Raw genomic sequence first — 26,939 nt, 5'->3', positions numbered from 1 at the left:
TGGCTTTGTAATTCAATAGCTAAATTAAAGATATTGCAACCAACTACTTCCCTTCATATATACGCATTAACACGTATATGGCTATTAACATTTTTTTATACTTTTACGCCCTTTAATTAAAAACCCCAAATCATGAAAAGCATTACTTATGTGCTTTTGTTTATTGCCATATTCTTTGGCGTAAATGAAAGCAACGCTCAATACTGTACAACCTCTGGTTCGGCAGGAAATGGAGCATTTATAGGAGAAGTCTGTTTTCCTATAACCTCAAACCCTTTTAACAATTGCAACCAAACAAACTCTGGGGGCAACTATGGAGACTTTACGGGCTTGGGCTCTCGAGCCACCTACAGCCCTACGCCAACTGCACCCAATACAAATCAGGTAATAGTTCGTGTAGATCGCTCCAATGCGGGCGATTATGCATATGCTGCCTATATAGATTTCAATCAGGACCAGGATTTTAACGATCCTGGCGAAACCGTGTTTACTGGAAGTGGCAGTATCCCTTTTGGTGGTGGTACCTCGCTTAACCGTACGATAACGGTACCTGCATCCGCAAGCAATGGACCTACGCGTATGCGGATCATTGCGAAGAACGGAACCACACCGGTTGTGGGTCCCTGTGAGACCGGTTTTAACGGGGAAGTAGAAGATTATATCGTCACGATTACTGGTGGTGGAGTAGTATGCCCTACATTAAGTTTTACTGCGACACCTACAAACGAAGGGTGTCCTGGTGCAAATGACGGTACTATTGCCATTACTGCTCCATCGGGAGGAACGAGCCCATATTCGTATTCTATTAATGGGGGCACTACCTATCAGGCTTCTTCAACATTTACAAACCTGGCGCCAAGTACATATCAAGTAAGAATAAGAGATGCCAATGATTGCGAATCTTCAAACCAGTCGATTAGCATAAATGCTGGTGTTGATAACACTGCACCTGTAGCCAACTGTGTCGCTCCCTTTACAATTCAATTGGATGGAAGTGGCTTGGCAAGCATTACCGCTGCCGATATCAATAACGGAAGCACTGATAACTGTAGCATTGCCAGCACGAGCATCGATGTTTCCAGCTTCACCTGTGCCGATATCGGTCCAAATACCGTGACCTTAACAGTGACCGATGCGGGCGGAAATTCTGATACCTGTACGACCACCGTAACGGTAGCGGACAACGTAGCGCCAGTGGCCAACTGTGTTGCCCCATTCACGGTACAGCTTGATGCCAGTGGAGCGGCGAGCATTACGGCTACCGATATCAATAACGGTAGCACAGACAATTGTAGCATCACCGGTACGAGCATCGATGTTTCCAGCTTTACATGTGCCGATATCGGTCCAAATACGGTGACCCTAACAGTGACCGATGCAAGCGGAAACACCGATACCTGTACAACTACGGTTACGGTCGAGGACAACATAGCCCCAGTGGCAAATTGTGCAGCTCCATTCACGGTTCAGCTTGATACCAATGGAGAAGCAAGTATCACTGCATCCGATATCAATAATGGGAGTATGGATAACTGTAGCATTTCCAGTACGAGCATAGATGTTTCCAGCTTCACCTGTGCCGATGTTGGTTCAAACACAGTTACCCTTACAGTAACCGACGCGGGCGGAAATACTGATACCTGTACCACAACGGTAACCGTGGAAGATTCGATTGCACCGACACTTACATGTCCATCCGATATTACCCAAGATAACGATCCTGATGCCTGTGGCGCAGTAGTCACCTATACCGCGCCAGCGGTAAGCGATAATTGTTCAACCGGATCAACGGGTACAATGACATTCTCCTATACGGGAGCCCCTCAGCAATTTGTGGTGCCAGCAGGCGTTACGGAAATTCAGGCCGTTGTGTACGGCGCGCAAGGAGGCGCCAATTGGGTTAACAATGTAAATTATGGAGGAGGCGTAGAAGCCACAATTCCAGTAGTCCCTGGCCAAACACTATATATCTACGTTGGAGAACAGCCTACAGGGCTAACTGGCGGCTGGAACGGTGGAGGAAATGGAGAATCTGCCGGTGCCGGTGGTGGAGGTGCCTCTGACATTCGTGTAGGGGGTACTGCCCTAACTGATAGAATTGTTGTGGCAGGCGCCGGTGGCGGTGCCGGATATTGGTCTAGCCAGCATGTATGGGGTGGCCTTGGGGGCGGTCTCATAGGCGGGGCCGGCTATAGAAGCACCCCAGCTAACCCTGGAGGCGACCCTGGAACACAAACGTCCAGCGGAAATGGTACCTGTGCTAGCTTTAACAACCCTAGTGTTGCCGGCGGTCTCGGATTTGGAGGTTCGCCCAATGGCTGTGGTTGCGAAGGATATGGCGGCGGCGCTGGTTACTATGGCGGTGCTGGAAGTGGAAACTGCCGAGGCGGTGGAGGTGGAAGCAGTTATACTGCCCCAACGGTTACCGACGTGGTCCACTCCCAAGGAGTTCGCCAAGGAAATGGTGAAATAACCATTACATATAACAGTACTATCGAAGTGACCCAAACGGCAGGACTTGCCTCTGGAAGCACATTCCCAATCGGTACCACGACCAATACATTTGTGGTAACCGATGCCTCAGGGAACTCTGCAACCTGTAGCTTCGATGTCACGATAAACGACACACAGCTTCCGACCATTACATGTCCTGGCGATGTTGTTCAAGACAGCGATCCTGGAATTTGTGGGGCAGTCATTACCTATACTACTCCTGTAGGAGCAGATAATTGTGCAAGCCCAACGACAGTACAAACCGCTGGGTTGGCTTCAGGAAGTACATTCCCGGTTGGAACAACGACAAACACCTTTGTGGTAACAGATGCCTCAGGGAACACCGCAACCTGTAGCTTCGATGTTACCATCAATGATAATGAAGCGCCAGTGGCCAACTGCGTTCCGCCATTCACCGTGCAGCTAGATGCCAGCGGAACAGCGAGCATCACGGCTGCAGATATTGACAATGGCAGCACGGACAACTGTGGCATCGCGAGTACCAGCATTGATGTGACAAACTTCACCTGCTCTGATGTAGGCGCGAACACGGTTATCCTCACGGTAACCGATGTGAACGGAAATACCGATACCTGTACGACCACGGTAACGGTAGCGGACAGCGTAGCGCCAGTGGCCAACTGCGTTGCACCATTCACCGTGCAGCTAGATGCCAGCGGAACGGCGAGCATTACCGTAGCCGATATCGACAATGGCAGCACGGACAACTGCGGTATCGCGAGCACCAGCATTGATGTCACGGACTTCACCTGTGCCGATGTCGGTCCAAACACTGTGACCCTAACGGTAACCGACGTAAACGGAAACACCGATACCTGTACGACCACTGTAACGGTAGCGGACAGCGTAGCCCCAGTGGCCAACTGCGTTGCGCCATTCACCGTGCAGCTAGATGCCAGCGGATCGGCGAGCATTACGGCTGCAGATATCGATAATGGAAGCACTGACAACTGTGGTATCGCGAGTACCAGCATTGATGTCACGGACTTTAGCTGTGCCGATGTAGGCGCGAACACGGTGACCCTAACGGTGACCGACGTGAACGGAAACACCGATACCTGTACGACCACGGTAACGGTAGCGGACAGCGTAGCCCCAGTGGCCAACTGCGTTGCGCCATTCACCGTGCAGCTAGATGCCAGCGGATCGGCGAGCATTACGGTTGCCGATATCGATAATGGCAGTACTGACAACTGCGGAATCGTAAGTACGAGCATTGATGTCACGGACTTCACCTGCGCCGATGTCGGTCCAAACACGGTGACTTTAACGGTGACCGATGTGAACGGAAACACCGATACCTGTACGACCACTGTAACGGTAGCGGACAATGTAGCGCCAGTGGCAAATTGTGCAGCTCCATTCACGGTACAGCTTGATGCCAGTGGAGCAGCGAGCATCACAGCCACGGAAATCGATAATGGCAGCACTGACAACTGCGGAATCGCAAGTACGAGCATTGATGTCACGAACTTTAGCTGTGCCGATGTAGGCGCGAACACGGTGACCCTAACGGTAACGGATGTGAATGGAAACACTTCCACTTGTTCAACCACAGTCACCGTCGAGGATACTATTGCACCATCCATTGCATGTCCAGCCGATATCACGGCAAATACGGATGCAGGAGACTGTTTTGCTACGGTTACCTTCCCAACGCCGATAGCGTTGGATAACTGTGGTATTGATACGGTAGAACAAACAGCAGGCCTCCCTAGTGGTAGCCAGTTCCCTGTAGGGGTAAATACTATCGAATTCATGGCTACCGACGCAAACGGGAACAGCAGTACCTGTAGCTTTACCATTACGGTAAACGATAATGAGGCGCCAGTGGCGGTATGCCAAGATATTACCATTCAACTCGACGCCAACGGAATTGCCGGGATCACGGCAGCCGATGTGGACGGTGGAAGTATAGACCAGTGTGGTGTAGCAAGTACTGCTATAGATATCGATACGTTCGATTGCTCCAATGTGGGTGCTAACAACGTAGTACTTACGGTAACCGATGTGAATGGAAACAGCTCGACTTGTACTGCAGTTGTTACTGTTGAAGATGTAACAGCGCCAGTAGTAGCCTGTCAGGATATAACGGTAGAACTCGACCCGATTACTGGATTGGCGACAGTTCTGGGTACTGATATTGACAACGGTTCTACCGATGCCTGTGGTATTGCAAGCTACGATCTTGATATCGATATCTTCGATTGTTCAAATATTGGAGATAACACTGTCGTACTAACCGTCACCGATACTAATGGAAATGTTGAAACATGTACCGCTACGGTAACGGTACAGGACAACACTAGCCCAGAGCTTGTATGTCAGGATTTCACCATTGAGATAGGAGTGGATGGATTCGCAACCTTGGACCCAAGCAATGTGATAGCCTCTAATGATGATGTCTGTGGTATCCAAACGGTAGCCGTAGACATTACCGAGTTTAGCTGTGCGGATATTGGTACGCCAGTAACGGTTCAGGTGTTCAGCCAAGATAGTAATGGAAACACTTCAACCTGTACTGCAACGGTAACAGCTGTTGACGTACTTGCTCCAGTAGTGACATGTCCAGCAAATCAGACCGTGGATCCAGGAGAGGGTAATCTATTCTACATCCTGCCCGATTATTTTGCAACAGGAGAAGCGACGGCATTTGATAACTGTACAGATTCAATAACCATAACAAGTCAAGAACCTGCTGCAGGAACACCACTTCCTGATGGCGTTCACGTTATTACGTTAACGGCAACAGACGAATATGGAAATGTGGGAACTTGTGCGTTTGAACTGACGGTAGAATCCGAACTAGGTGTGGAAGATCCTCGTCAAGATTTCGCATCGTTATCGATATATCCGGTACCAACCGATAATATCCTGAACATTAGTAACCCACAGGGTATCGACTTGAAAAAAGTTGAGATATATGATCAAAGAGGAAGATTGGTTTATACCGAAACCCTTTCGGGTGTGGGTACCATCAACACGATAAATGTCAGTCGACTCGCTGCTGCCACCTATTATGTTAGAATATACGGACAGAGTGGCCAGATAACGAAACGATTGATCAAGGAGTAGTAGCTATAGCTTACTCCATTAGAACAAATAGTCCAGTACGAACGTACTGGACTATTTTTTTGTTTCCCAGTTCGGTTGAGCAATTGCTTTTGCTCTGTTCTTTGCTCTTTTTTCTGTTTTTTAGCTACTAGTACTTGAAACTTGACTCTGTTCACCATTCACAGCTCACAGATCACTGTTCACCGCTCACCCACGGCAAAAATTCCAAATTCCAAAATAGGCTGTACGCTGTATGCTGTTGGCAATAGGCCGTAAGCTTCAAACGGTATTCGATATTCTTTGCCTCCCTGATCCTTTGTTTCTCTGCAACTTTGCTTCTTTGTCACTTTATTTCTCTGCTCCTTTGGAACTGAAGAAATAACATTCATTTTCAAATCGTCAAATTTTTAAATTAAAAATTTCGGTAGTCTTCAGTCCGTAGTCTGTAGTTTTTAGTCTTTAGATAGTTGCGAAATTCATTGGAAAAGGTTGCATTAATTTTATCTGCTTCTTTGTCACTTTGTTTCCTTACTTCCTTACTTCTTTGCTATTATTGCTCAATTCTCAATTCTCAATTCTCAATTCTCAATTCTCAATTCTCAATTCTTGATTCCGTTCACTGTTCACTGTTCACTGTTCACGGATCACACTGCTCCCTACCTACCGAAACGAAGCCCGACGGCGATAGGGGGGGTACCTACGGTGTTCCCTTGGTTCCCATCCTGTAAATGCAAGCCCTGTATTGCCGAGGCAATGCCGTTTCGTGTTTTGATCCCCTTTCCGAAATGATTTTCCGAAGTGTCACAAAACACAAAACCCCGCAACTTTCGTTGCAGGGCTTGCGCTTAATTGTGGAGCCGGAGGGACCAGAACCTTACTTAAAAATCCCTTTAAAACAAGGGCTTCCGAGCCCCTTATTTTTAGTACTCACCGAATAGGTCACTTTTTAACATTTATTATTCATTTTTAAATATTTTATATTGAAATATGGTTTTATATAGGTTAAGAATTTATGGCATCAATTAAGAATATTTTATATTTGGGAAACTCTCCCAATTGCTATTAAAATATTTAATCCCATTTTTCCAGATTTGTAATTCAAACAAATTTGAAAAATCTATTGGTCTATGAGCATTATTAGATATGAACAAATCAAAAGAGCTTATAACAAATCTAAGAATATAATTACGTATCGTTTAGATACGGTATTCCAATCATCGAATACCGTTAGGGTAATAAAACTATCGTTGCTCTATTTGGGATTATGGATATTTAATGGTGTAATAAATGAATTAATTTGTCATCTGACAATTAGTGAAACAGCACTAACATCGTTTAGGTTTTTATATATTCTGTGCCTGTTTGTATTCCTCTGGATATTTCTTATATATAAGTTGTTACTAAAAGGATACAGACCGTCACCTACTACTGATTTCTTGGTATTGGCCATTTCCATGATTTATTTTGTTCTTAGATTCCAGAATTATAGAGATGGTTGGTATTTCATTAATGTTGGGCAATCCACTTTCAAATATGTAGATCTATTAGGTATTACATTGATTGCCTATTTATTAATAGGGTTAATAGTTTTTGTTTGGAGAAATTATATTAGAAAGTCAACTGATTTCTCCCGTACTCCTTTTGTAGCTGATGATCCTATTTCTAGTTTTATCAGTGATAAATTGAACTATAAAGCAAGGGCAGAAACTCTCTTTGAATTTCTAAAAGATTCTCATTTTGAAAACTCATTCTCAATTGGAATAGTCGGGCCATGGGGAAATGGTAAGTCAAGTTTGATAGAATTGTTGGAGAGGAAAATGGAAGGTGAACAATTAGAAAGGACTATTTGGATTAAATTCTTGCCTTATTTAAATCATAGTGAAACAGATATTATTTCTGAATTCTTTAAGCTATTAAGTTCGAAAATTAGTTCTCATAATGGAAAGCTCGCTAGTTTTATACTTGACTATTCTGACAAGCTTTTAAAGCTTTATAAAGATAAGAACCTAAAGGAGTTTTTCACTTCAAAGATTCCGAGCACAACCCTTAGTAGCCCATCCGTAGATTTATATGAAAAAATAAATTCAATTCTAAAGGAAATGGATTGGAGGTTTGTGATTTTTATTGATGACTTAGACCGATTGTCTAGCAGGGAAGTATTGCAGGTATTAAAATTAGTAAGAAATACTGCCAATTTTCGAAATTTTATATTCGTGATGGCGCTTGATAAAGAGTATGTGCTTGCGACGCTAATGAAGGACAATGATATTACAGATCATTCCTATGTAGATAAATTTTTTCAGTTAGAAATATATCTTCCAGAAATAGATAATAATCAATTAAAGGAGGATTTTATGGAGTTGCTTGAGAATTCTTATTTAGTTAATGAGAAAAGATTTATTGATGAAGTAAGAGAAGCTGTCTACAAAACTAATAACCTATTTGATGATTACATATCTAATTACAGAGGTGTCAAAAGACTATTAAATCAGCTGATATTTGATTATCGTTCTTTGCCGGACGAGCTGGATACTAATGATTTTTTAAATTATACTTACTTAAAAATGACATTTCCGTCTGCAATAAAATTGCTAAATAATAATTGGTGGGAGATTCTGCCCTATGATATGGACAGCAGGTTACGTGAGTTAAAAAAAGCGGTAAATAATGAAGAAGACGATCAAACAACTGTTAGTGATTTTTTAAGACAAACTAGATTTTATGGTGATAGCGGTCGATTTAATCCAAATTTCGCAGAATATGAATTAACATCTCACCTTGATAATGAGAATGTTTATAACGAACAATCAGCTCTATCAAAACGGCAAAAAATTCTATTAGGAAAAACATTTATAGCACTATTTGGAAAGGAAAATGAGAATCCAAAATATACTTCGATCAAATTCGGCGAAAACTTAAGGAAACTATTACAGCAGAAAAATGTTCTAGGTGATTTGACTCATCCAGAGTTTAAAAATATTATTTCCGGTCCAGAAGGTTTTTTAGAGCTTAAAAACCAGTTAGATAAAGGGCAGGCACAAGCTATATTAGATAGGATTCGATTTCATTCACCAGAGAATGCTACTGAGGTAAGGAATATTATTGAAAGTCTATTATTTATATACGATAAGGTAGATAATAGAGATATAAACACAATTCAAGTTCTTCAAACTATTCTAGAATTTATACAAGGATCAGTACTGCATGATAATAATAATTTGTGGAATATAGTTAGAAATGAATATCTAAATAAAAGTTACGATTCTTTTAGAAAATTAGAGTTGCTTTCCTTTTTAAAGGAGAATGAAAATCGATATCAAATAAATAAATGGGGGGCTGAAAACAGGCTCTTGGCACTGGAGGCTTTAAATATTTATAAAGCAATTTTGCAAGAAAAGGATAAAGTCTTATGGAGTGTTGATGATTATAGCTTTTACAATGCTTACCATAATATTAGAAAATTTTATTCGGCGGAAAAAATAAATCCATTAGTTATTGATTTTTGGGAGAATAATGAAATTAACATTCTATGTGCTCAAATGGTAGAATTCGATGCCTTTACTGTTCATATGGCTAAAACATCCGATCATGCTGCTACAATATTTGGATCAAAAGATGAGTATATGATGTTTGTGAAGCATAAAATATCTGAAAGAAAAGATATAGGATTAGATGAGTATTTAGATTTCTTGAATTTGGACTACTTAAGTTATTTTTCGGATTTTCTACGCTTTGATTTTAAAGAATTTGACTTAATACTCGATAGATATCAAATCATTATGGAAAATGATCCTAAAGGGAGAGATGACTACCAGAATGTTGTTGAGATATTCATTGAGTCTTTTTCCGATGAGGTTTTCGAAACCACATATACTAATATGAGTTCAAAAGTGGTGCCTGGTTTTATTAATAACCTGTATTATAAGAGGGATGGAAGATTAATCACCAAGTTGCGATTTAGTTCAGAATATATTGAAGATATTGAGGTTAAAATTCTTAATCATTACAAGTCAATATTAAGTCGGAACAAAACCACAATCGAATTAATTGTTCAGGATAGTCAAATAACGCAAAATGAAGATGTATTACTTAAACTCTTGTCTATACAGCCAGAAGACTATTAGTAATATCAGGTTCAATTTAATTTATGCCATTCTTCAGCGTTTTTTTGAATATTAATAGGCAAATATTAGTTACGGTTAGAAAAGAATAACTTACCTATAAAAAGGTCGCCTAAACCCTTAGACGACCCTAATTTAACATTTATCTATATTATTAATAGTTGATAGTGCGGTGTTCTGTATCGGGATTACATGTAAATTCATGTGCCCAATGTACCGTCTCCCCGGCACCTGAATTCGGTGAAAAGTTATACGGTGCAGGGATACCAACAGCAAAGTCAAAGGTCTTGCTTGCGGAATTGCAATGGCAATATCTATGACCTTTTTTTGTAAATGTGACCGGAGGATATCCCAGTGTGGAATTTCCAGTGTACTCGACATCATATTCCAAGCGGTTGTATCTTTTTACAGTACTCCAGTAATAATGCCATCCAAAAAACCAAAATCGCTTTCTTTTCTGAATCTTTGTCGAAGCACCTATTGAACTGTAAAAAAGGTAGAATCCATCAAACTGTTTTGACTTCATGCGATGTGAGGTACTGCAATTACTAAAATTATCATTAATTGTAATGCCCCGAGTTTGCCTCTCGTCATCAAAAACAAATTCAATGATCTCATCATTTTCATGTCTGAATACCAATAGATCATTTTCGTATTCAACAGATTCGTTTACATCCAGTTGAATAGTCCCCTCGGTATACTCTCTCAAGAATTGATCAATAAATCGCTCCGAGGTAGGGGTGTACTGAAAGACAAATTCACCGTCTATTCGATACGTTTTATCTTCAATCTTGATTTCTCCATCTTGGTTGAGTAAAAGGTGCAACATGTCGTCGTACGAATTGACGATCGGAATGTCCTCGTACCTGAGACCAACGCTATCAATTTCCGCTAAGTTGGAATTGTAGAGGTATAACAATGAATAGTAGCCCATACTTGACGCCATATTTCTTGATTCATCAAGTAGGTCCCTATGGCTTGTGAGCCTATCTGATATAAAGGTTTCCAATTCCTGGAACGAACCAAACTCAAGGATGTTTCCCGCAGCCTTTTCCTGTATGACCAAATCGGTTTCTGTCGGTGATTCTAGTTTATCGTCCACAGTACAAGAAACGATGAAAGAAATTGTTAGGAGGAAGAACAAACCTCTCTGAAAAATTTTGTTTGAATGTTTCATAATAGGGATTATTGATTAATACTACCCAAAAGCTATTGTATATCAAATACTTATAAAAGAGGGGGAAGCCCCTTATTTGAAAGGGTTATTCCCTTTTTATCAATTATTGCTATTAGAGTTAGGTATTAGTTCCTATGATTGTGGCCGTTCTCGAAAGAAAACAAATGTCGGGAAGGGTTTTTTGCGATTCTTCTTGTAACATTTTTTAAAGTCACCTTGTCCAAAGAATGTAAGCGCTTGCATAAAACATATAATTATACTAAAAATCAATAAGATGATTCAAACAACACAAGAATTCAAGTCCTTATTTCTGCTTTTGCTGGCTATATTTACCTTTTCCAATAGTTTTTCACAAACACAAGTAAGGACAGTAGGTGGGGCTACCCTCAATATCCCACAACTAGATAAAAAAATAGACAGTATTGTTGAGGCAGTGCAACTACCCGGCCTATCAATAGCAATAGTCAACGGTTCAGATATCGTCTATCACAATACGTTTGGCGTAATCAATACTGAAACGATGGAACCGGTCAATGAAAAGACCATTTTTGAAGGAGCCTCCTTGAGTAAGCCTATCTTTGCATACTTTGTATTGAAGATGGTAGAAAAGGGAGTTCTTGATCTCGACAAACCCCTTTTTGAGTATTTACCTCACCCTGGGATTGCCGTGCAATCACAAGAGGAATACAAATTAATTACCGCTCGCATGGTGCTTTCTCACCGAACAGGTTTTCCCAATCACTCAAATGGCGAACCGATTGAACTTGCCTTTAAACCTGGAACAGATTTCATGTACTCGGGAGAGGCATTCCAATACTTGGCCGCAATAATCGGAAAGCTAAATGACATGGGCTTTAAAAGCGACCTAAATGCCCTTTTTCAAGAAGAGGTCACCAAACCTTTATATATGTCACACAGTACTTTTGTATGGGACGATTATTTAGCAAAGCATAAAGCATTTGGACATGATGAAGATGGTAATCCCACACAGAATAATCCCTCCTACGGAGGTTGGAGTGGAAAGACTTTTAATGCCTTTTCCAGTCTACATAGCGAAGCCAGTGAATACGCTCGTTTTTTGATTGCACTCCTCCAGCGACAGGGCCTAGAGGAAAATACCTTTGAAGAAATGTTTAGGGAACACACCCGTTTTAAGGATGATAACCCATTAAAACAACAGATCGGTCAGACAGGCTGGGGGTTGGGAATGGCCCAGAAACCAACTGAGTTCGGGCTAATGCATATGCATACTGGGAACAACCATGATTTTCAGTCATATATGATGGTCCTGCCCGAAAAAGAATTTGGAATCGTTTTCTTTACAAATAGTAATAAGGCCATACCGTTTATTCAAGGATTGAATGCAGTTATTGGTCCAGTATTTTAAAACCTAAAAATTTAGAATCATGAATATGGCAACACAGGAAGTTATTTTTGGATTAGCATTTTTCGTTCTTATTGCTGCGGTAATCTTTATTATTGCCCGCTATACCTATCTTATACGGAAGGCAATGGCTGAGAATGGACTCCAAGCTACAAAAACACTAACCAAAAGTAGGTTAATGCATCTTGGTGGAATTTTGATCGGCCTAGGTATAGGGTTAATAGTATCCTCGGTTTTCACGTTATTGGACTTTAATGAAGACACTACAGACTTGCTTGTCTGGGGAACTATCATCCTTTTTGGCGGTTTCGGTCTTATCGTGGCACATCTTTTAGATGAGAAATTTGGGCGAGCGGATAGAAGATAAGGATATTGAACTTGTGCTTAGGGTGCGGGAGGGCGATTTAAATGCCTTCCGCACCTTGGTGGATTTGTATAAGGATAAATCTTTGTCCTTGGCAGCTTCCATAGTAAAAAATCCAGCTTTGGCTGAAGATATTGTCCAGGATGTTTTTATGAAGGTCTATAAGAACATCGGAAAGTTTAAGTTCAAGTCATCATTTGCCACATGGATTTATCGAATTGTGGTGAATACCTGCTATAGCGAATTAAAGAGAAAAAGCAATACCAGTTTAAATACGGAAAATGATCAGACATTACGAGAAATCGGCCATGCTGAACAACCACTACAATTAACCGGAGAAGACCAAAGGAAATATATCCAAAAGGCAATGAAGATGTTGAGACCCGATGAAGCGTTGGTGCTTCGCCTTTTTTATCTTTGTGAGATGAGCTTAAAGGAGATTGAGGCAATCACTAAATCCAATTCTTCAAAAATACGGGTTGATTTATACCGTGGCCGAAAGAATTTAAAACAACAGCTCGAGCAACTACTCGGGGATGAAATAGATTACTTATTATGAAAAAGGATGTGCTTAAGGAATTAATCAAGAAAAGTGAATTAAAAACGAGGACAGATTTTACCGATAGCCTTATTTCTAAACTGGATGCCCAGCATCCAGTAAAGAAACCGGTAACGTTTTGGTCCATTGGGAATATTGTAATAGGATTCGCCGTTTTAGCAATAATTTCGGGGTTCTTGGTATATAGCTCTTCGAAAGCCTTTCTATCCATGGGCGGTGTGGCCATACCCTTTATTTGGTCGTTCCTATTGCTTTCGGGAATGAGCTATCTTCTATCAATAAATAAGTGTAAGGCTTACCTAAGAGTTGAAAAATAAATATTGGATTTGATAGGAAAACCATAAGCTATCAGCTAGCAGGTCTGATTACATAGTTATTGCAAACTATTATACGGCAATCTTTATTAGGTTTTTAAAGAAGAGCAAGAGTCTCAAAAACCTTGAACAAATTTATATAGATCTAGGGACGAATCCAATCCTAGCTTATTCTTCAATCGATTTCTACTAACACGCAAACTTGCCTTTTTCATAAGCATTGCCTTGGCGATATCCGAGGAGCTCAGCCCAAGTTTTATATAGGCTAGGTGCTTAATGTCCTTTTGGGTTAATTGTGGGTAGGCATTCGAGAGATTCCTGTAGAAATTGGGATGCATTCGCTTGAAATGTATTAAAAACTCTTCCCAGCTTTCATCCAAGTTCAACGTTTCCTGAATATGGGTTAGGATGGTCCTTAATTCTTTTCTCAAATTAGGTTCAAGTTCCAAGATTGTATGTTCTATTTTTTTAATTATAGCCTTTTTCTTTTCGAATAAAGCTGACGACAGGAGTAGGTTCTGCTGAGCAACCTCCCTCTTCTGCCGCTCTATCTCTGCATCTTTCCGCTCCTGTATGTTTCGTGTACAACTTAAAACCAATACGACCTTATTGTCTTTATTAAATAAGGGGATGGTATACCCTTCGTACCACTGATAACCAGCATGTTTTGTTTTAAATAAGAGTTCAACCTTATCCAGTTTTCCGGTAAATCCAGTGGAAGAGGTCACAATATTCTTTTTAAGGGTTGTTAAATAATCCGGATGGATAAAATCATAGGGTACTTTGCCCTCTAGGTCCTGTATGGTATAGCCCATTATTCGCTCTGTAGAGGGGCTAGCATATAAGTATCTGCCGTCTTTTGGATGATGTAAACAAACCACGTCGATAGTATGTTCAGCAATTAGTTTTAGCTTGTCAATATTATGCTCATTTAAGAGCTTGGACAGGGCGGTACTATCCAATTCGTTACTGCGGTCTATTAGACCCAATAGGGCCTCTGTTTCTTCTCCCTGATTTTTCGGACACATTTTATTCGGATGGAACTAATTAAATAATAGTTAGGATTGTAGGATAAAGATGATAAAAATAAAAAATTTTCCCACTGTTAACGGTTAGTTAACGATATATAGTTTAACCCTTTGCGTAAATAGGATCTGCAAGTTACTTTTGGATCGTACGTTATGATTAGGAACCTTATACTAATTTTAGTTATAACCTTCTTGATTGGATGCCATCCGAACACTTCTTTGGGCAAAAGAATTTTAGTCGACAAGGTATTCAATTACAACTATGAATTAATAGGAGAATACTTCTATGATGACAATAACAACCTAATAAAACGTAAGGATTCCGATCCCGTTAATTTTAGGTATTCGGAATATAATTTCATCTATGAGGAAAATAGGATTATTGAAATTGTATACGAGGACCAGACGTATCCTTCTTTGAATTATACTATAGTACTATACTATAATGATGAGGGTTTAATTTATAAGGATGAAACCTACAAAAATGGTCAATTGGTTGGGGAGCGTAGATATGCTTATTCTTCTAATGGGAAACTCCACGGCATAATCGATGAAAATAATAATGTGAACCCAACTTTCACCTATAACGAAAGCGGAAACGTTGGGAAAGTGAGGCTATTGACATCATCAGATTGCTCAGAGGAAATTATTTACAACTATGAATTTGATTGTGCCCCTACACCGAAATTTGGGTTAGGCAAAATATTCCAGGTTGAACCATTGCCTTACTTTGGTACTGAAGCTGTCCTTCCAAAAAACTTATCATGCCAGAACATGACATTAAACCTCCAAAGTGGTACACAATGGCTATATGAATACAATGAGTTTAATTTTCCTAAAACCATTGAAGTGCGATGGGACGGTGTAGAAACAGAAGAACCGACTCTTTGGCGAATTAGTTACAGAGAGATAGAATAATAAATAAAGCTTAATTTAAATTTTATTAATGCCCTTAGTAATTAAACCCACAACGACTTCCGAGCGAATACCTTCACTGGACTTTTTAAGGGGGGTAGCAGTTTTAGGTATTCTATTCATAAATATAGAATCTTTTATATATCCCAATCCATGGAGTTCTTGGCAGTACGGATATGAAAATGCCATAGATCACCATACGCGCTTTTGGGTGTACTTTTTGACACAGGGAAAATTTTACACCATGTTCGCCTTACTTTTTGGTGTAGGCTTTGTGATTTTTATGGACCGTATCCAACAAAAAGTTCATGGCTTAACAGCTATGGATATATATTCTAGACGGTTGTTGTGGTTGTTTGTTATAGGGGTCATTCACGCTTACTTTATTTGGGATGGTGATATATTATATCATTATGCTATTTGTGGCCTTTTTTTACTTCCATTCCGTTCAATGAGAAATAGAAGTCTAGTGCTGCTTGTTTTGTTTTTAGCTTTTTTCTTATTCATAAAATCTTACGAGGGTGTTTCAAAAAGACAGGAATCATATTCAAATTATACCGAGGTATTAAATAAAGAAGTTACGAAAAGAACAGATAAAGACAATAAGTTCATCACTTCTTGGGAAAACAGATATACTAAAAAGTCACCTAATCTTACAGAGGAAGTTGAGCCCCCAAAAACTACCTATTGGCAAGGAGTGATGGACTCTTATGAACATCTTAAAGTGCACAAGGGGGAATTTTATTATCAGTCCTTACTCTTTTCTTCCTTAATTGTTATGCTTATTGGAATGTTGCTATATAGAGCAGGAATATTTTCGGACTACACCACATGGAAATTCTATTGGTTGATAGCGTTTTCTTTGTTAGGCATTGGTTTGGGTGTTAACTACCTGCGCTATTATCACTGGACTTATGACGACCACATACCACAGTTAAGTACGATGCGAGCCCTGTTGTTCACCTTTCATAAAGAAATCCTAGGCACAGCATATATCCTATTATTGAATGGCATCTATCAGAAATACTTAACGAAGGGTAAGATTCAAATCTTTTCAAAGGTTGGTAGAACTGCTTTGTCAAATTATATTTTTCAAAGTATCGTCTTGGGTATCATATTTTATGGCTATGGTCTCGGAATGCACAACAGATTTTCAAGATTTGGACTGTTGGGAGTTGTCTTGGTACTATGGGTTGTACAAATCGTATGTACTCATCTCTGGTTGCAACACTACAAACAAGGGCCATTGGAATTTCTATGGAGAAAGCTGACCTATGGTGCGTTTAACAAAAATAAATAAGCTTTGAGAAGGAAGATGCATATTGATTACTCAAAGTGTGATAGTATGTTATAAAAAGCATCTTGTAAAATACGATACTCTATTAATTCTTTGAAATGACCAACAAATCGATCAAAACAATTATGCTCATTGCGGCATTAATACCTGGCGGGTACAATTGCGTTATTGCGCAGCAATCCAGAACCAGTGCAACACCCCAAACAGGTTCGTATACGGATCCCCGAGATGGAAAGGTGTATAAAACCGTAAATATAGGCACCCAGGTATGGTTTGCCGAAAACTTTGCTTACCTGCCAGAGGTGGATACTGTAAATATTTCGGTCTATGGTTACAAGGGCAATTCAGTTAAGAAGGCAAAAGAAACAAAATCATATAAAGAATATGGTGCATTGTATTCATGGGAAAAAGCAAAAGAGTTGGCACCAAAAGGTTGGCGATTGCCAACCGATGCCGATTGGATGCAGTTGGAAACAGCTGTTGGTATGCCCAAAGAGATAGCAGCCAAAAGTGGTTGGAGAGGAAGTGGAAAAAGTATTACTGCATTAAAAGAAAATGGCAGTTCTGGTTTCAGTATAAAGTTTGCGGGTTGGAGAACAGATTATGGTGACTTTAGATTTCAAAAGGATCATGCTAATTTTTGGGTTGCAGATTCACACGATCCAGCAAGAGCCCATGAAAGGTTGATGGGCGTAAATAACCAAAGCATTGGACGTGAGGTAGGAAATAAAGGTTGCGGATTCAGTGTAAGGTATGTAAGGGATACTCCTGCTGAAGAGTACATCACATATCCTGAAAAAGAATGGGAAATGATGGAAAATGTATCCGATTTTGGTTGGAGCCAAGATAAGATCAATCAGCTTTACAGGTATGCGATAGATAGTACAAATGCCACTGGGATAATCGTGGTTCAGAGTGGTGAGATGATTTATGATTACGGAGATACACATGAACTGAGTTACATAGCCTCCGTTAGAAAGAGCTTACTGGCAATGCTGTATGGTAAATATGAGGAAAATGGAACTATAGATTTAAACAAGACACTTAAAGAATTGAACATTGATGATGTGGGAGGTCTGTTGGATATTGAAAGGGAAGCCAAAATAATAGATGTTCTGCAATCTAAATCTGGAGTGTTTCATCCTGCAAGTAACCCCGGCGGTAATGAATGGTTGTTTCCGGAACGTGGCAGCAAAAAACCGGGAACTTATTTTATATACAATAATTGGGATTTTAATGTAGCAGGTTACATTTTTGAACAGGAAACAGGTCAGGATATTTACACAGCCTTCGAAAGGGATATCGCAAAAAAAATAGGCTTTCAACAATGGGATTTAACCAAACAGCAAAAATCAGGAGATACAAGCAAATCTAAATTCAAAGCCTACCATTTTGAATTATCTACCAGAGATATGGCTAGACTTGGTTATCTCATGTTGCGAAAGGGCAACTGGAAGAAGGAACAGGTGATACCGGAATCTTGGGTTGAAAAATTGACCACCATTACTACAAGTTATGCAGATATGTATAAAGTGGATCCAAGGCTAAAGGATTGGCCATGGTGGAAATGGGGACAGGGACTTATGTGGCGAATTTGGGACAGCCCGGATTTAAAACCGGAATTTAAAGGCGCTTACACCGCTACGGGAAATCAAGGACAATATATTACCGTAATTCCTTCAATGGACATTGTTGTCGCATTAAAAACCAAAGCAGTTTATGGAAGAAGGACAGATAAGGAAATGTATGAACGTTTTTTGAATAAATTGTTTGAGGCCAAGAAATAGACTGAAGTACATGATATCACGCAAATCAACTTATCCTTGTTTTGTAATAACTTTCTTCTTGTGTTTTTCAAGTTGTATTCATACTCTCGAAAATAGCGACCTAATAAAGGAAGGCAGCCCAAATTATGGATTGTCAGAAAGCTTACGGCTTTACGAAGAATCCCATGAAAATTTATTGGTTTTTACCCATGCTACCATGGTAGACGGAACTGGTAACCCTATTAAACAGAATCAGACAATAATCATAGAGAATGGAATTTTCAAAGAGGTTGGTAAGTATACGGATGTAAGAATTCCTCAAAATGCAAAAACTATTAATCTAAAAGGAAAAACCATCATTCCAGGTATCGTAGGAATGCACAACCACTTACATATTCCTAGGTTTCCTGATGTTGGTGACGTAGCTGCTAAGTTGTATTTGGCGGCGGGCGTAACAACCATTCAAACCTGTGGTGCAGCTGCACCCTATAAGGAACTGAAACTATCCAAACGAATAGAAGAGGGTGAATTTATTGGGCCGGAAATTATTTCCAGTGCACCCTTCATTACTGGAAAAGGAGGTAATCCCAATATGATTATTCCAAGAAATACGGAACATCTCAGAGACACAATGCAGCATTGGTTAGACCTAGGGGTAAAATGGTTTAAAGTATATCGTAATACAAATCCTGATGATTTAAAAACAATCATTGAGGTAGCCCATAAAAACAAGGCTAAAGTAAGGGGGCATTTATGTTCTGTTACCTTTGAGGAAGCTACCAGACTAGGAATTGACGGGATTGAGCACGGCCTAAATAGCACAAGCGATTTTAGAACCCACAAAGCCTACGGTCAATGCAATGGTGGCCGTGAGTATATAGATGAACTGATTATTAATCACCCAAATGTAAAACGACTGCAACAGATAATGATTGACAATAAGGTTTTTTTAACCTCTACTCTATCAATTTATGAGGCCAGTATACCTAACAGAGCCTATGCAGATGATAGATCACTGGATGTGATGTCGCCATTTTTAAGAAAACAATATAAAGATAGGAGAGCAAGTAATGACAAACAAATAGATGATGTTACTAGGGAAAAGCGCTTGAAAAGAATCATGCAATTCGAATATCAATATTATAAAATGGGTGGTCTGTTGTGTGCTGGTGTCGATGCAGGCAGGCACGTGCTTCCCGGTTTTGGTGACCAAAGAAATTACGAACTGCTTATTGAAGCTGGATTTACTACTGAAGAAGCAGTTAAGATTATGACAGGAAATGGGGCCAAAGCATTGGAGCGAACTGATATCGGAACCATTCAAGTAGGCAAAAGAGCTGATTTTGTTATTCTAAACGGAGATTTGAGAACCGATGCTACGACCATAGAAAAGGTGGAAACCGTATTCAAGGACGGTAAGAGTTATAACCCTGATTTAATCTTGAAAACAGTACAAGGACAATTCGGTAAAGAATAATGGATACAGAATTGACCACATTATCAATCAAAAATGAGTTCCAATGAAACCTTGTATAAGTCTTGAAGGCTGGGACGCTCAGCCCATTCCCCTTCATTCCGCTTAGAGCTTCATTTCGGGGAAAGCACTTCCCTTAAAAATCTTGGACCCATCCGTTGTTTATTTCTAACCGAAATAAAAACGAATACGTCCGCTTGCGCCACTATTCCCATACCCGCTAGATTCTGCCGCCCGTTACTTTTTGACGCTAATAAATGGGCCACCCCCACACGACCAGCATAAAACCGGTCACAGGCTCCCTATTTATATGGTCTTAGTGTTCGGTGACCTATACCCTCGATGCATCAAAAAGGTAACGCGACGGCACTATGGGAAGTAAGTGATTGAAATTGAATGGCGGAGGACAGAGTCATTTTGCTGAGATCCTAATTGGGTTGTAAAGATTTTCGAATTCAATGGGTTTTGAAAAGGAAAACGCTCTGGATATAATAAGTAAGTGGTTTGAAAAGTGATGGGTTTGGATTGTTGGTCAATTTGTTTGTATTTCGTAAAGTTCAATATCGAAAATAGATTTGGCTTTTAGTTAATTCCTTTAAAAACGTGAAATTTCTTCGTGTCCCACCGTTCGAAATTTTCACACGTGAGTGTGGAATTTGAGTAGCAAGAGGGTAACACGCGCTGCGGTGTTACATGCACTCAAATTATCGGCTTAAGACAAGTAAGCAAAGGGATTAAATAGTTTTACCATATTTAGCGATTTTAGCCCCATCCGTTCCTTTTTAACGTAAATGCGCTGCCAGCCCAGTAAAACCGTCCCATATTTGACGTAAAAATCAATTCCTGCCAGCCAGCCTAGCCGTTTTTATCTGTTTGTGCCTTTTTGGTTTTTTCTTCCCGTGCCGTTTCCAAGAGCTCCAAAACCTCGTCAATGAACCGGTGCTCTTCGATGGGAATGATCGATAGGGCATGCAACAGCACCTCCTGAACGTTGTGGACTGGGTCGGGAATATCCCTGCCGATGGGCCCCTCGGCCCGGTCAAGGGCACAGATGCAGACCTTTATCAGGTTGGTGACAAGGAACATCAGCCGTAGATGGCTGTCCACCGCAAAGGTTACCTCATAGTGCTTTCCGTTTTTGCCCACCTTTGGTGACAGGAAGGTCAGGTTGCGATCTCGGATGGTCTCCAGTAGCCGTAAAAGCCTATCGTTTTCCATTGCCCTTTGTTTTTGTAGTGGATAGGAGGGGAGCAAGGTATTCCAACAGGGACTGGCAGTATTGGTTCAGGACACCAATATCCTCCATGCTGTATAGGTCGGTACCACGGTAGCGCAGCTCACTGTGGCTGGCGCTGAGGATGGCACCATACCTTTGGTGGTCGAAGAGCAGTTTGGGGAACACTTCATTAGGTATTGCCACAGCGAAATTGGAGAGATGGTACAGGTACCGCAGGGGGAAATGGTCGGGACGGAAATGCAGCTTCCCATAAAGGAGGCCAAGGAACAGCTGTTCGAGTGCCAGGCGCAACAGATGTGAGGCAAACAGGGTACAGCTCTTTTCGCCAACCCGCGAGAGGCAGTCCCGAGTGACGTCCAGCCTAGCGCTCGTATAGCTGTCGATACTTTCCCCATCCACATCGGGAATCTCCACTAACCGAAGTTCCTCTAGGGACGGCGGCTTGCCGTCCACCAGCCAGCCCGATTCCAGTATCCCCTTGAAGAATTGCCGGTGGCCATCGTTGGTGCTGGTGACCTGTTTTACACTCTGTAGGATGGCGGTCACCGAATGTCTTCCATCGCTTTTCTTCTCGACCAGGTCCATGATATCGGCAAGGGCATTGTTCCGGTACCTTTCGGCCAATACCAATAGGTAGAAACGGCAGTGCGACCGGTGCCGGTCCCGACCGCTCTGGGTAAGGTCAAGGAAGGAAGTTGACTCGTGCACCACACCAAAGCAATGGATGCTGATGGCCTCTATATGTTCATTGATGGTAGAGGCGATGGAGGGGAGCGCCACCTCCATGTTACGTTTTGTGTGTTCGCTTGTTTCCATGGGCCTATTCTTTTGCTGCCATGAAGTTTGGAAAAGAAGGTGATGTACCCCACCAAAAAAAGTAGTAAATTACCACAGGCGGATTGTTTTTTACCCCAGAGGGTGAGCCGGCCGCCTAAATTGAAAAAAATACGTACTTTTGGGATATGAGCACAACAGCAAAGACCAACCATATCGGAAGAAAGATCAGCCGCATCCGCGAGCTGCGTGGTATGAAACAAGAGACCCTTGCCGAGGAACTGGGCATTAGCCAACAGGGTGTTTCGCAGTTGGAGAACAGCGAGACGGTGGAGGATGAGAAACTGGAACGAGTGGCGAAGGCGTTGGGTGTGACGAAAGAAGCGATTGAAAATTTTTCTGAAGAAGCTGTATTTAATTACTTCAGTAACTTCTACGATAACAGTACTGGTCAAGTATATAATAACAACTGTACTTTCAATCCATTGGAAAAACTAATGGAAAAAGTGGAAGAGAATAAAAAACTTTATGAGAGGTTACTGGAAGCCGAACGGGAGAAAGTAGCCTATTTGGAGAAACTGGTAGACAAGAAATAATCCAGCAACTCCCTAGTTGAATTTTGTAGCCCTATTCCCCAAATTCGGTGTGGATGGGGCTTTTTTAATTTGAGGGAAGCTGAGGTGTTATGAAGTGAAGGGAAATGAAGTTGGGGGATGGGTGATAAGGGTTTATTCAGTTAAACCGGATGGAGAATAATATTTTTATAACACATATAATTAGTTGTAAGCAATTTTAAAAACACATTTTATGAAACACCCAACTAAATTTACTTTTCTAGGATTTCTTTTTAACTCACTTGTTGATAGTGGGGAAGAAATTAAGGTTGAAATTGTTCATCAAAAGCTTAGGGATAAAAAGCTTTTTGAGTGGTTAAGTGAAAAATATGGAAATAGATTAGACTTGAGCTTATATACAAAATCTGAATTGGAATTAATCGAGAATTTTTTTCAAGGTCTATCCTTGAATATGAATGAAAGAAGAAAAGTTGGTGTTCAAAATAACGGACTTTGTTTACTGACAGCTTATTGTATCGAAGGTGCACAAAGAAAGGAAGAACATATTAGATAATTATATTAAATTTATGAGATGGAGTTTGGATTAAAAGATCTATTCTATATCATTGGAATTGTAGTATCAGCTGTGATTTCCTTTTTAGGAACACGTCATAGGTTAAAAGAATATATACGGGATAAAAATGATTTACTAAAAGATGAAATTAATTCGCTCAAATTAAAACTACAAGAACAGAAATCCAGAGATGATCTACAACAGCAGGTAATTGATCAAATAGGTAAACAAATGGATGAGTTGATTCCTAAATTGGTAGAAGAGGTTAAACATAAAAAAGAGAAAAAATGATGAGTTTAGATTATGACCGCCTCTTATATTTAAAACGGTTAATTGATAATAATCAAGCAACCAATTCAGATAAAAATGAATATATGAAAATTCTACTGCAAAATGGCAGTATAACTCATGACCAATATAATTCATTCATTAAAAATCAAAATTCTGAAGAAATTGTTAGAGCTGCTTTGACTATTGGAGGAGTGATTTTGGCTGCCTGGTTGATTTCAAAATTGGTTGAGGATTAAAAAACTGCTTACAACAACGTATAACGCGCATTTAGTGCGTGATGGCTATCCTGTTGAAAATTCCGATGATCGTTCAAAAAACAGCTTAACTGAAAATTCCGTAAATTGACCAGGCGCCAAACGCCGGGCGTTATACAAGACCGTTGTTGTAAGCAATTAAGAAATGACCGAGAAACCATTTATATTTATAGGTTCTTCAGCAGAAGGACTTGAGTCAGCTAAAGGAGTTCAAGCGAATCTTGAATATTCTTGTGAATGCCAAATTTGGTCGCAAGGACTATTTGGATTATCGACTGGAACAATGGAAACGCTCGTTAAATCTTTGGATAAATTTGATTTTGCAATTCTAATGCTTACTGAAGATGATATTACAATCAGTCGAAATAAAGAACAAGGAAGTCCTAGAGATAACGTGATATTTGAATTAGGCTTATTTATTGGTGGATTAGGACTTGAAAGAACTTTTATAGTTATCGACAGAAAAGCAAAATTAAAATTACCGAGTGATTTAGCTGGAATTACTCCTTCTACATTTGAACCACCGGTAAAAGGGACAATTCAATCTGCAATGGGAACTGCTTGTCTCGAAATTGAGCGAGCAGTTAAAAAACTCGGACCAAGACAAAAACAAGGAATTACTGCTCATTGGTGGACAGGTTGTAAAGAAGATGGAATTACTCAAAGACCTGACTACTATTTGACAGTATTTAATCGAACAGAGAAAGATTTGCCTTGGTTGAATGTTCACGTTTTTCCATCAAATTCATTTAAACTGGAACCAATAACAGAGAAAAAAGACAGATTAATGTCTGGTCAATATGCTATGTATCAGTTTAGAATGTATGACGATATTGAAAACGAACAACTGACTAAATGGGCTGAACGATTTTCAAATGAGGATTGTAGTGATTTATCAATTCGGATTTTTAAGGAAAACTCTGCTGATGACCCAGTTCTGATAAGTTACGAACTCGGAGAAAAATTATACGAAAGAATAATGGAGTATAAATAACTGTTGCCAACAACGTATAACGCTCAGAGCGTTGGTTGGTCAAGCGATTGAATAGGATTACAGAAATCAATTCTCCTACTCTAACTGAAAAATCCGTAAATTGACTATGTGCTAAATACATGGCCGTTTTACAAGATCCCTCGGTTTAAAATAAAAGTTTTATATTTAATGCCGAGTTACAAATAGACTTTCACAAAAACGGATGTTCCTAAGATAGTTTTGATAGCCCTCTCCCCAGTTTAGGCTAGGAGAGGGCTATTTTATTAAGGGAAACCGAAAGGGGAGGTGTGGCAGGGCGGCTAGATTTGGAGTATGAATGCTGCTTATTTGGCAGATAGGCAATTGGAAATTGTAACTCAACGGGATGCATTTTACAAAACTTTTACCGGCAAGCTTGAAAATCAATATAGGCTGTAAAAACTGAAAATTAATGGCAAATAGAAACTATCAAAATCAAAGCCTTCACGATAATGTGATAAAGAGTGCCCAGCGATTTTTAAATAATACCGATTTTGATATATACACAAACCCTGGAGGACAAAAAAATGCTGGGATTGGAAATCTATATCCAGACATAATTTTAACTGATAAAAATAAAAAAACAGTAAAATTCTTTATCGAAGTCGAAACGGCAGAGAGTATAAATCTAAACGAAGCAACTAGCCAATGGAAAAAGTATGCAAATGGAATTCAGGCCTCCTTTTATTTACTTGTTCCAAGAAATTATCGTGAATTAGCAAATAGACTATGTAAACAAGTTGGAATTAGTGTAAGATTTGGAACTTTCGACACCGACTATCATGGAAATGTGTCCAATATTAATTGGGAATGATATGGAAACATTTTTACAGTTAATTCTTCCTTTTCTTACAGGCGGTGCTTTTGGTTCTGTTATTACAATTGTATATAATAACCACAAAACCAAAATTCAAAAAATGTATTGTCATTGCATCGATGAGGATATTATGTCCAAAATTCCGATAACGAATGATGATGGAACGACTCATCAAAATATACATACAAAGGAATTTTTGCTAAAAAACACAACCAATACGGACCAAAAGGATTTTCAAATAATATTTGAGTTTGATACAACCGCCGTAATTTTAAAACATACAAATATTAGTAAAGTTGGAACTGACCATTATAAAAGTAGACTGGTTAAAGAAAATGAATATTTAGCAAGAATAAAAAACTTCAATCGAAATGATAAAGTCAAATTCATCTTTGAAATCGCGAACATTTCTGACAATCACATAAATGTAACTGAAGCCAAATGCACAGGTTTTAAAATAGTACATAAAGACAAAAGAAAATCGAAAAAAGCCTCTAAATTGACATTTGTCACTAAAGAACAGTTGTCGAATAATAATGAATAAAAGCAAGCAAGTAACAACGTATAACAAATATTTTACATAGTTTGTCAAACGAGAGCAAAGCTGACAATACTCAAATACGACTCTTTTTTTATTAAACGTCGTTTCAAAAACGTACCAAATGGAGGATCATATAGGGCCGTTGACAACAACCTTCAAACCGAAATGGAAAAACGAGAATACTACCAAATAAGTAAGGAGAATGATTTTCCACTAAGGTGTCCAATCCTTAATTATTGTTCAAGAAGAGCTTGGACAGTTTATCTATTTTCTGAGTATTCAAAATACGACCCAAGTTTGAATATGGTTCAAGCCCTGAAAAAAGCTGGAGAAATTCCATCCGACTTTGAGGAGAATGAAATACCTGTTCAGGGTGAATTACCATCCATAATTAGAGGAACTGAACATTACTTTTTTTCAGATGTCTGCCCAGAAGTAAATCTTTTTGACGGTATAAACGCAATGATTTCAGAAAAGGCTTGTTCTAAAGGTGATTATGATAAATACTATAGCCATCAAAAAAAGAGGGTTTTAAAATCTAAACATTTTTCGGAATGTGCTGAATTCAACAAATTTTTGTTCGACAATGACAAAATTGGGAATAGAAGGAAAAAGACTAAAAAAAGAAAAGCTATTCCATATAAAACAAAAGCCCTTTTACAGAAAGAAATAAATTCCAACTGTCCATTTTGTGAGAACAAGGATGTTGGACATTTTCAAGTTCATCACATTGACGAAAATCCAGAGAATAATTCGCATGATAATTTAATAATGCTATGTCCGAATTGTCATTCAAAAATAACAAAAGGAGATCTTAGCAAAGATTTAGTGGTTAATCGTAAAAAAGAATTGAAAAAATAAGTAACGGTTGTAAAAAACATATAACACGCATGCTACAAGACCATTTTGCTTCATTTG

The 26,939-nt window shown here is 39.6% G+C and carries 22 protein-coding genes; 18 read left to right on the top strand and 4 right to left on the bottom strand.

Going from position 1 to position 26,939, the window contains the following annotated elements:
* Positions 1-132: 132 nt before the first annotated feature.
* Entirely contained in the window at positions 133-5,589 is a 5,457-nt protein-coding gene (locus tag I4Q58_RS02965) for an HYR domain-containing protein (RefSeq protein ID WP_203293541.1), read from the top strand.
* Between the two features lie 1,106 nt (positions 5,590-6,695).
* The gene (locus I4Q58_RS02960; RefSeq protein ID WP_203293539.1) at positions 6,696-9,692 is read left to right on the top strand and encodes a KAP family P-loop NTPase fold protein; all 2,997 of its coding nucleotides are present in this window, start codon (positions 6,696-6,698) and stop codon (positions 9,690-9,692) included.
* A gap of 151 nt (positions 9,693-9,843) precedes the next feature.
* Here I4Q58_RS02960 and I4Q58_RS02955 read toward each other — a convergent pair whose 3' ends face one another.
* Positions 9,844-10,866, bottom strand: coding sequence for a hypothetical protein (locus tag I4Q58_RS02955; protein WP_203293537.1), 1,023 nt, complete (start codon positions 10,864-10,866; stop codon positions 9,844-9,846).
* Between the two features lie 274 nt (positions 10,867-11,140).
* On the opposite strand from I4Q58_RS02955, the gene I4Q58_RS02950 reads away from it, so the two are divergent.
* The 4 genes from I4Q58_RS02950 to I4Q58_RS02935 are packed head-to-tail and all read left to right on the top strand — an operon-like array spanning position 11,141 to position 13,490.
* Entirely contained in the window at positions 11,141-12,253 is a 1,113-nt protein-coding gene (locus I4Q58_RS02950; RefSeq protein WP_203293535.1) for a serine hydrolase domain-containing protein, read from the top strand.
* A 25-nt stretch (positions 12,254-12,278) separates the two neighbouring features.
* Positions 12,279-12,617, top strand: a complete 339-nt coding sequence (locus I4Q58_RS02945) for a DUF6249 domain-containing protein (RefSeq protein WP_203293533.1) — start codon at positions 12,279-12,281, stop codon at positions 12,615-12,617.
* The gene (locus I4Q58_RS02940) at positions 12,586-13,173 is read left to right on the top strand and encodes an RNA polymerase sigma factor (protein WP_236002806.1); all 588 of its coding nucleotides are present in this window, start codon (positions 12,586-12,588) and stop codon (positions 13,171-13,173) included. Before I4Q58_RS02945 ends, I4Q58_RS02940 begins: the two co-directional genes overlap by 32 nt.
* Positions 13,170-13,490, top strand: coding sequence for a hypothetical protein (locus tag I4Q58_RS02935; protein ID WP_203293531.1), 321 nt, complete (start codon positions 13,170-13,172; stop codon positions 13,488-13,490). Before I4Q58_RS02940 ends, I4Q58_RS02935 begins: the two co-directional genes overlap by 4 nt.
* A gap of 113 nt (positions 13,491-13,603) precedes the next feature.
* Here I4Q58_RS02935 and I4Q58_RS02930 read toward each other — a convergent pair whose 3' ends face one another.
* Positions 13,604-14,515, bottom strand: coding sequence for a PAS domain S-box protein (locus I4Q58_RS02930; protein WP_203293529.1), 912 nt, complete (start codon positions 14,513-14,515; stop codon positions 13,604-13,606).
* Between the two features lie 219 nt (positions 14,516-14,734).
* On the opposite strand from I4Q58_RS02930, the gene I4Q58_RS02925 reads away from it, so the two are divergent.
* The 4 genes from I4Q58_RS02925 (at position 14,735) to I4Q58_RS02910 (ending at position 19,970) form a co-directional block, all read left to right on the top strand.
* Complete coding sequence (locus I4Q58_RS02925; protein WP_203293527.1) at positions 14,735-15,433, top strand: toxin-antitoxin system YwqK family antitoxin; 699 nt, start codon at positions 14,735-14,737, stop codon at positions 15,431-15,433.
* 28 nt (positions 15,434-15,461) lie between these two features.
* Complete coding sequence (locus tag I4Q58_RS02920) at positions 15,462-16,730, top strand: DUF418 domain-containing protein (RefSeq protein WP_203293525.1); 1,269 nt, start codon at positions 15,462-15,464, stop codon at positions 16,728-16,730.
* Positions 16,731-16,825: 95 nt separating this feature from the next.
* Positions 16,826-18,514, top strand: coding sequence for an FISUMP domain-containing protein (locus tag I4Q58_RS02915; RefSeq protein WP_236002805.1), 1,689 nt, complete (start codon positions 16,826-16,828; stop codon positions 18,512-18,514).
* Positions 18,515-18,524: 10 nt separating this feature from the next.
* Positions 18,525-19,970 carry an amidohydrolase family protein gene (locus tag I4Q58_RS02910; protein WP_203293523.1) on the top strand — a complete coding sequence of 482 codons (1,446 nt, stop codon included), beginning with the start codon at positions 18,525-18,527 and terminating at the stop codon, positions 19,968-19,970.
* A gap of 852 nt (positions 19,971-20,822) precedes the next feature.
* On the opposite strand, the gene I4Q58_RS02905 is transcribed toward I4Q58_RS02910, so the two are convergent.
* Positions 20,823-21,185, bottom strand: coding sequence for a hypothetical protein (locus I4Q58_RS02905; RefSeq protein ID WP_203293521.1), 363 nt, complete (start codon positions 21,183-21,185; stop codon positions 20,823-20,825).
* Positions 21,172-22,020 carry a hypothetical protein gene (locus tag I4Q58_RS02900; RefSeq protein ID WP_203293519.1) on the bottom strand — a complete coding sequence of 283 codons (849 nt, stop codon included), beginning with the start codon at positions 22,018-22,020 and terminating at the stop codon, positions 21,172-21,174. The genes I4Q58_RS02905 and I4Q58_RS02900 overlap by 14 nt, the downstream gene beginning before the upstream one ends.
* Positions 22,021-22,166: 146 nt before the next feature.
* On the opposite strand from I4Q58_RS02900, the gene I4Q58_RS02895 reads away from it, so the two are divergent.
* From I4Q58_RS02895 to I4Q58_RS02860, 8 genes are all read left to right on the top strand, one after another.
* Entirely contained in the window at positions 22,167-22,574 is a 408-nt protein-coding gene (locus I4Q58_RS02895) for a helix-turn-helix domain-containing protein (RefSeq protein ID WP_203293517.1), read from the top strand.
* A 211-nt stretch (positions 22,575-22,785) separates the two neighbouring features.
* Positions 22,786-23,106, top strand: a complete 321-nt coding sequence (locus tag I4Q58_RS02890; protein ID WP_203293515.1) for a hypothetical protein — start codon at positions 22,786-22,788, stop codon at positions 23,104-23,106.
* A gap of 18 nt (positions 23,107-23,124) precedes the next feature.
* Positions 23,125-23,397, top strand: coding sequence for a hypothetical protein (locus tag I4Q58_RS02885; RefSeq protein WP_203293513.1), 273 nt, complete (start codon positions 23,125-23,127; stop codon positions 23,395-23,397).
* Entirely contained in the window at positions 23,394-23,633 is a 240-nt protein-coding gene (locus I4Q58_RS02880) for a hypothetical protein (protein ID WP_203293511.1), read from the top strand. The genes I4Q58_RS02885 and I4Q58_RS02880 overlap by 4 nt, the downstream gene beginning before the upstream one ends.
* Before the next feature lie 163 nt (positions 23,634-23,796).
* Positions 23,797-24,645, top strand: a complete 849-nt coding sequence (locus I4Q58_RS02875; protein WP_203293509.1) for a TIR domain-containing protein — start codon at positions 23,797-23,799, stop codon at positions 24,643-24,645.
* A 430-nt stretch (positions 24,646-25,075) separates the two neighbouring features.
* Positions 25,076-25,477 carry a hypothetical protein gene (locus I4Q58_RS02870; RefSeq protein WP_203293507.1) on the top strand — a complete coding sequence of 134 codons (402 nt, stop codon included), beginning with the start codon at positions 25,076-25,078 and terminating at the stop codon, positions 25,475-25,477.
* Position 25,478: 1 nt separating this feature from the next.
* A complete protein-coding gene (locus tag I4Q58_RS02865; protein WP_203293506.1) occupies positions 25,479-26,024 on the top strand; it encodes a hypothetical protein in 546 nt (181 codons plus the stop codon).
* Positions 26,025-26,186: 162 nt separating this feature from the next.
* Positions 26,187-26,882, top strand: coding sequence for an HNH endonuclease signature motif containing protein (locus I4Q58_RS02860; protein WP_203293504.1), 696 nt, complete (start codon positions 26,187-26,189; stop codon positions 26,880-26,882).
* Positions 26,883-26,939: the final 57 nt, after the last annotated feature.

Origin of the sequence: Luteirhabdus pelagi (genome assembly GCF_016827595.1) — a bacterium.
Classification (GTDB): domain Bacteria; phylum Bacteroidota; class Bacteroidia; order Flavobacteriales; family Flavobacteriaceae; genus Luteirhabdus; species Luteirhabdus pelagi.
The sequence above is the reverse complement of the archived record's forward strand: the minus strand, read 5'-3'. Positions and strand labels throughout refer to the sequence as shown.